At 64.7% G+C, this 5,337-nt stretch carries 7 protein-coding genes; 1 reads left to right on the forward strand and 6 read right to left on the reverse strand.

Going from position 1 to position 5,337, the window contains the following annotated elements; all coding sequences use genetic code 11:
* Positions 1–269: 269 nt before the first annotated feature.
* On the forward strand, positions 270–1,103 hold the full coding sequence (locus VGO12_RS08515; protein WP_327512295.1) for a hypothetical protein: 834 nt from the start codon (positions 270–272) through the stop codon (positions 1,101–1,103).
* A gap of 18 nt (positions 1,104–1,121) precedes the next feature.
* Here VGO12_RS08515 and VGO12_RS08520 read toward each other — a convergent pair whose 3' ends face one another.
* Genes VGO12_RS08520 through tsaD form a run of 6 tightly spaced genes read right to left on the reverse strand, consistent with a single transcriptional unit; the run spans position 1,122 to position 5,255 of the window.
* Entirely contained in the window at positions 1,122–1,535 is a 414-nt protein-coding gene (locus VGO12_RS08520; protein WP_327512296.1) for a DUF1761 domain-containing protein, read from the reverse strand.
* 49 nt (positions 1,536–1,584) lie between these two features.
* Positions 1,585–2,256: a methyltransferase gene (locus VGO12_RS08525; protein WP_327512297.1), complete on the reverse strand. Its 672-nt coding sequence runs from the start codon at positions 2,254–2,256 to the stop codon at positions 1,585–1,587.
* A gap of 52 nt (positions 2,257–2,308) precedes the next feature.
* Positions 2,309–2,740 (reverse strand): EVE domain-containing protein, encoded by a 432-nt coding sequence (locus tag VGO12_RS08530; RefSeq protein WP_327512298.1) that lies wholly within the window; start codon positions 2,738–2,740, stop codon positions 2,309–2,311.
* Positions 2,741–2,747: 7 nt separating this feature from the next.
* Complete coding sequence (locus tag VGO12_RS08535) at positions 2,748–3,041, reverse strand: YciI-like protein (RefSeq protein WP_327512299.1); 294 nt, start codon at positions 3,039–3,041, stop codon at positions 2,748–2,750.
* A gap of 60 nt (positions 3,042–3,101) precedes the next feature.
* Positions 3,102–4,103: an NAD(P)H-dependent glycerol-3-phosphate dehydrogenase gene (locus VGO12_RS08540; protein ID WP_327512300.1), complete on the reverse strand. Its 1,002-nt coding sequence runs from the start codon at positions 4,101–4,103 to the stop codon at positions 3,102–3,104.
* 57 nt (positions 4,104–4,160) lie between these two features.
* A complete protein-coding gene (gene tsaD, locus VGO12_RS08545) occupies positions 4,161–5,255 on the reverse strand; it encodes a tRNA (adenosine(37)-N6)-threonylcarbamoyltransferase complex transferase subunit TsaD (RefSeq protein WP_327512301.1) in 1,095 nt (364 codons plus the stop codon).
* Positions 5,256–5,337 lie beyond the last annotated feature (82 nt).

Here is a 5,337-nt window from a genome sequence, read left to right on the forward strand (position 1 = left end):
AAGTGGACGATTTTAGTCCGGTATCGCACCTGATTGTGCGCAATTCAGTCCTTCGGACCTTTAATCACCATATTGCTTAACGACAAGTGTGTTTGCAGTGCAAAATCAATTTAATCGATTAGACGAATTGCGCCATTTTCCGCTCTGCCGGAGACACATTCGTCCGTTAACGATAGCGGCAGAAAACCAAGCGATTCCGTGACTTTCCGGCAATTTTGGCCCAGAGTGGCCTTAACGATTTGTTAAGCGTCACCCGGAGGGCGGGCAGAATGATTCTGTTCAGGGCAATCCATGCGACCAAAGTGCTGGCGCTCGCTGGCCTGGTCTTGGCCACAAGCTGCATCCCCATGCAGGCCGCGGACCGTTCGGGCGGCTGGGGCGGACCGCCGCAAGCCGAAACCCGCACCCGACACATCCGGATGAATTCCCATCGGCCTTACCCGCGCTACGACTTCGACCGCATGGGTTCTCGCCGTGACTGGAACCGCATGCCGCGCCGCGACTGGGCCGACAATGGCGGGCCGCCGGAAGTGGAAACCCGCACCCGGCACGTTCGCCTTCCGCGATACCGCCCCGGCGCTTACGCCGGCCAATGGCAGCATCGCGGCGGATGGGTCCGAGACCGAGGCGGCCGCGATATCTGGCTCTCCGATGCCCGCGGCCAGGATAGACGCCCGGGTATTCACGACGGACTGCCGGAAGTGGAAACGCGCACCCGGCACGTTCGCCTCCCGCAGTATCGCCCCTACACAGGTCGCCTTGTCGAGCGCTGGGGCGACGGCGGCGGATGGGTTCGCGATCGGGCGGGACGCGAGATCTGGACATCGAGCGGTCGCAGCAGTGACTATCGGCAGGGCGTGTATGGCGGCGACGAATTCCCCGACATCATTCCCGGCATCGGCACTTATGTCGGCGGCATTTCGGCCTATGTCGACGTGGGCAACGGCATCTATTTCAGCCAGGAAGGCGATTATCGCTACGCCGATGATGGTGGGCTCGCGCCGCCAGCCGAGGTGAACCGTGGCAAGATCATCGACGTCACGCCGCAAACGATGAACCGCGCCTGCGCCTACGAACATGGTATCTGCGTCATCCGGCGTTAACGCTGATCCCGCGCCGGCCTAGCCGGCGACGCCCATGGCGCCGATGATGGCGCCCATGGCGATGAGCGCAAGCAGCCAGTGCAGGCCGTCGATCAGTGTCAGGTCCCAGCCGAAGCCCTGATAGCGGTGGTTGACGACCAGTGTCGTGGCGACGAAGCCGAGCCAGACGAAGAAGGCCGAGACCACACCGTTGACGAGCGTCACCTGATCGGGTCCCAGATGGCCGACGACGCCGGCAACCATCGTCGCCATCACCAGTTCCGAGACGAAGGAGATGGCAAAGAGCACCGGCGACATCTCGGCACCCGCAGGATCGATGCGTGCCGCCTTCATCCAGGGCTTGCCGAGAACGCCGTAGTAGATCGCGCCCAGTCCGAAGGCCGCGATGGCGGCAATCAGCACCGCCAGATAGTTCATGCCCGCAAATGCCATGTCCGTTCCCCCTTTTTTCCAAGGATTGGAATCGAACGGCTTTTGCCTGTCAACCTCGGGATCTGGGCGCGCCCGGCACATCGAACCGCCAGACGGTGGTGCGCTTGACCTCGCTGTCCTCGAGAGCACGGGTCACCGGCACCTCGTAGGTCGCAAGCGCCGTCATCCTCTCGCGCGGACAATAGGCGCGGCCGGGATCACCGACGATGACGGTCGCTCCGCTTTCGGCTAGACGTGAGAACCACGGCTTCAGCTGCTCGGCAAAAGCCTTGTCGTAGAAGACGTCGCCGGCGAGACAGACATCGGCCCGTAGGTCCCGGCCCGTGATGTCCTCGCCCGTGTAGGACAATGCGACGTCGTTGAGGGCGGCATTGAGCCTGACGGCCGTTTCCGCCCAGGGGTCGATATCGGCGGCAACCACCGAAGCGGCGCCGGCCTTCATCGCGGCAATCGCCACCAGCCCGGAGCCGGAGGCGAAATCGACGACGCGGCGGCCGCGCACCACCTCGGGATGGTCGAGGATGTAACGGGCAAGCCCCTGCCCGCCAGCCCAGGCAAAGGCCCAGAATGGTGGCGGCAGGCCGATCTCCTGCAATTCCTCCTCGGTCTTCAGCCAGAGCTCATGCGCTTCGGTCGCGAGATGCAGCAGGATCTCAGGCACATGCGGCGGCGACAGCACGTCGGTATTGTCGAGGATGAAGCTTTCCGGATCGGTCTTCACGAAGGTTCTCCGCGCCTACCCGGGCGCAAGGCCCGGACAGGCGCACATCAAACTAGCGCGGCGGGTTGTCGAGCCCGCCCATGCGGCAGACCTCGATCCACTCGTCCTCGGTCACCGGCTGCACCGACAGGCGCATGGAGGTGACGAGCGACATCCTGGCGAGCTTCGGGTTGTCCTTGATGTCCTTGAGTGTCACCGGACGCGGCATGTCCGTCACGGCACGGATGTCGACGCAGTCCCAGCGGGCATCGCCCTCGGCGGTCGAATCCGGATGGGACAGCATGCAGACCTCGGTGATGCCGACGATCTCGAGGCCTTCGTTCGAATGATAGAAGAAGCCCTTGTCGCCGACCTGCATCGCCCGCATGTTGTTGCGCGCCTGGTAATTGCGCACGCCGGTCCATTCGGTGCCCTTGGCGCCTGCGTCCTTCTGCATCTGCCAGGACCACTTGAACGGTTCGGATTTGTAGAGCCAGTGCGCCATCGCGTCCTCACGCCTCCGGATTGTTGAAGACCCAGTTGAAGGCCTTGATCTCGACGTTGGAAAAGAGGCCCGCCTTGGCATAGGGATCGGCTTCGGCGATCGCACGCGCGTCCTCGATCGTCTCCGCCTTGACGATCACCAGGCTGCCGGTCGGCTTGCCATCGTCGCCGAGGAAGGGACCTGCCATTTTCAGGATGCCCTTGGCATTGAGATCGTTGAGATAGGCAACGTGATCGGGACGGGTATCGAGCCGAAGCTGCAGTGCGCCGGATTTGTCGGTGCAGTGAAGTGCGAAGAGCATGCTTCCTCCTTTGCGTTTTCGTTCGGCGCGGGATGAACATTGCCTCATCCCGCCGCCGGATTATTCCTGGGTGATCGGACGGGTCATCAATTGTTCAAGGGCGGTACGGACGTCGAGCCTGCCGTCGATGATCGCCGCCACCGCGTGCGTGATCGGCATCTCGACACCGAGATCCTGGGCGACGCGGGCGGCGACGGAAGCGGCAAAGGCGCCTTCGACCAACTCGCCCTTGCGCTCGCCGGCGCGACCATCCTTGCCGAGCGCAATGCCGAAGCGCAGGTTGCGCGACTGGTGGCTGGTCGCCGTCAAGACGAGGTCGCCGAGACCGGAAAGACCACGCACCGTGTCCGCCTCGCCGCCTTCGGCGACGATGAAGCGCGACATTTCGGCAAGCCCGCGCGAGATCAGCGCGGCGCGGGCGCTGTCGCCAAGACCCGCACCCTCGACGATGCCGCAGGCGATCGCCAGCACGTTCTTGAGTGCGCCGCCAAGCTGGACGCCGATGCGGTCTTCGGAGGGGTAGAGCCGGAATGTCGGGCCGGAAAGCACCTCGGCCAGCATCGTCGCGGTCTGGGCATCATGCGCCGCAACGACCATGGCGGTGGGCAGGCCCTTGGCGATGTCGGCTGCAAAGCCCGGACCAGAGAGCACGCCGATCGAATGGCCGGGAAGCTCTTCCGCCAGCACATCGGTCAGCAAGCGGCCGGTCGCCTGCTCCATGCCCTTGGCGCAGGTGACGATCGTGGCGGCAGGATTGATCGCGGGACCGTATTGCCGCGCCGCAGCGCGATGCGCTTGCGATGGCATCACGAAGAGGACGACGTCGGCATCGGCAAGCTCGGACAGCTCTGACGTGTGTTTCAGCGCCGGCGGCAGGTCGATGCCCGGCAGAGCGTCTTCGTTGCGGCCCGTCGTGCGGCAGGCGTCCGCGATCTCCGCGCGCCGGGCAAGCAGCGTCACGTCGCTGCCATCGGCTGAGGCTGCAACCGCGGCAAGGGCGGTGCCAAAAGCGCCAGCGCCGACCACGACGATCTTCGGCCCGATCTTGAAGTTGTCGTTCATTCTCTATCCGTATGTCCTGATTCCCGGGCTGAGTTCGTCATGCCCGGGCTGATTTCATCACGCCTTGGCGCCGCGCTTGCCCGAGCCGAGCAGTGTCTGCGCCCGGGCGTCAAGCGGCCAGCGCGAGCGCGGGGCGACATCGAGCTCGTCTGCCGCCATGCCGGCGGCAAGGCGTTCGGCGCCGGCCCATGCAATCATCGCCGCATTGTCGGTGCAAAGAGAAAGCGGCGGTGCGATGAACTTGAAACCGTTCTTGTCGCAGAGCTCCTGCAGCGTCGCCCGCAGCACCTGGTTGGCGGCGACCCCGCCGGCAACCACCAGCGCCGGCTTCTCGACTGCCGCATGCTCCGCTTTGAAGCGCTTCAGGCCGCGCCCGACACGATCCTTCAGCGTGCGCGAGATCGCCCGCTGGAACGAGGCGCAGATGTCGGCGATATCCTGCTCGGTCACCGGCTCCAGCGATTGCGCCGCCTGGCGCACCGCCGTCTTCAGCCCGGAAAACGAGAAGTCGAGCCTGGCGTCGCCGACCAGCGGCCGGGGAAAGTCGAAGCGCTGCGGATCCCCTGCAAGGGCCGCGCGCTCGACCGCCGGACCGCCGGGATAGGGAAGGCCGAGCAGCTTTGCCGTCTTGTCGAAGGCTTCGCCGAGCGCGTCGTCGATCGTCGTGCCCCAGCGCTCGTAGTCACCGATGCCCTTGACGAGGATCAGCTGGGTGTGGCCGCCGGAAACGAGCAGCATCAGATAGGGAAAGGCCAGGCCGTCCGTCAGCCGCGCCGTCAGCGCGTGGCCTTCCAGGTGGTTGACGGCATAGAGCGGCTTGCCGGTGGCGCGCGCGATCGCCTTGCCGGTCATCAGCCCGACGATCAGGCCACCGATCAGGCCGGGACCACTTGTCGCAGCGATGGCGTCGATGTCGGCAAGCGTCACGCCGGCGCGCAACAGCGCCTCCTCGATCAGCGTGTCAAGCGCTTCCACATGGGCGCGCGCGGCGATCTCCGGAACCACGCCGCCATAGGCGCTGTGCTCCTCCAGCTGGCTCAGGACCACGTCGCCGAGGATGTGTCCTTTGCCGTCGGAATCGCGCAAGATCACCGAAGCGGCGGTTTCGTCGCAGCTTGTTTCTATGCCGAGGATGCGCAGGGGCGGAGACATCAGGAACTACTCAAAGATTGCGGTCGCACCGAAAGGTGGGTACACGGAACTCCGGTAACAATGGATAGCCTTTGATGCAAAC

Origin of the sequence: Ensifer sp. (assembly GCF_035999135.1) — a bacterium.
Lineage (GTDB): Bacteria > Pseudomonadota > Alphaproteobacteria > Rhizobiales > Rhizobiaceae > Ensifer.